Annotated in this window: 1 pseudogene; it reads right to left on the reverse strand. The window is 70.0% G+C overall.

Annotated elements, in window-relative coordinates:
* Positions 1–161: 161 nt before the first annotated feature.
* Positions 162–1452: pseudogene (locus tag P1P70_RS44550) on the reverse strand (glycosyl transferase); the annotation flags it as partial.

A 1452-nucleotide genomic window follows, 5' to 3' on the forward strand; every position in this document is an offset into this window, starting at 1 on the left:
TGTCTCGTTGGCTGGTAGATGTGTATAAGAGACATGCTGTACACCGTAGAACAGCTCTTATACGGCGTACAACACGGTTTTCGGCACCATGCGAAAAGGGCGGTGGCCCGGGGGTTCGCATCACACCCCGGGCCACCGCCCCGCTCACGTCGGGCCCTGTTCTACTTCGCCTGCGTCAGGTCGTAGAACGTCGTGCCGTCGACCGTCACCGACTCGAAGTTCTCCTGGACCCAGGAGCTGATCTGCGAGGAGGTGCCGTCGCTGCCGCCGCCCCTGCCGCCGCCGGAGCCGCCGGTGATGAAGTAGTGGATCCTGCCGTCCTCCACGTACTTCTTGAACTCCGCGAGGGTCGGGGACGGGTCGGTGCCGTTGAAGCCACCGATCGCCATGACCGGCTCACCGGTGGAGAGCTGGTAGCTCGCCGCGTTCTGGGCGCCGATGGCGGCGGCGGCCCAGGTGTAGTCACCCGCGTTCTCCTCCAGCAGTTCCTTGGCCTCGTCGCTGACGGAGGTGCCGTTGATCAGACCGCCCATGCCGCCACCGCCGTCGCCACCACCCATGCGACCGCCGTCACCGTTCTGGGTCTGGCCGTTGCCCTGACCTTGCTGGCCCTGGCCCTGGCCCTGCTGCCCCTGGCCCTGCTGCCCCTGGCCCTGCTGCCCCTGATTCTGCTGGCCCTGGCCCTGCTGCCCTTGGCCCTGCTGCTGGTTCTGGCCGCCGCCGAAGCCGCCGGTCGGGGGCTGGCCCATCTGGCCGTTGCCCTGCTGGTTGTTCTGACCCGGCATTCCGCCCCCACCGGGACCGCCGCCCGTGCCGCCACCGCCGCCGGGGCCGCCGCCCATGCCCCCGCGGGTCGACGGACCGGCCGTCACGATCGAACCGGTGTGACCCTCATTGAGGGTGGTGAGGGTGTACGCCGCCGGACCCGCCACCGCCGTGACGAGGCTCAGGCCCGCGACCGCCAGGGCCAGCCGCCGCCCCAGCCTGGTCACGAAGACCAGCCCGAGCGCGCCGACCAGACCACCGACCAGCACGACCCACTTCAGCCAGGGCAGGTAGTCGGAGGAGCGGTTGAGGAGGACGTAACCCCAGACGGCCGTGGCCGTCATGGCGGCGGCCAGCGTGATCGACGCCCAGAACTTGCCCCGCTGCTCCCAGAGCACCGCCGCGCCCATGCCGGTCAGCGGCGCGACGTAGGGGGCGAGGGCCACCGTGTAGTACTCGTGGAAGATGCCCTGCATGAAGCTGAAGACCACCATGGTGATCAGCAGCGAGCCGCCCCAGAGGAGGAGGGCCGCGCGGGTGGTGTCCGTGCGCTTCAGCTTCCGCGTGGCCCAGAGCGCGGCGCCGAGGAGGATCAGCGCGGCCGGGATCAGCCAGGAGATCTGGCCGCCGACGGAGGAGCTGAACATCCGGTCCCAGCCGGTCTCGCCCCAGTTGCCACCACCGCCG

The sequence above is a fragment of the Streptomyces sp. MB09-02B genome (assembly GCF_033794485.1).
In the GTDB taxonomy this organism is placed as follows: domain Bacteria; phylum Actinomycetota; class Actinomycetes; order Streptomycetales; family Streptomycetaceae; genus Streptomyces.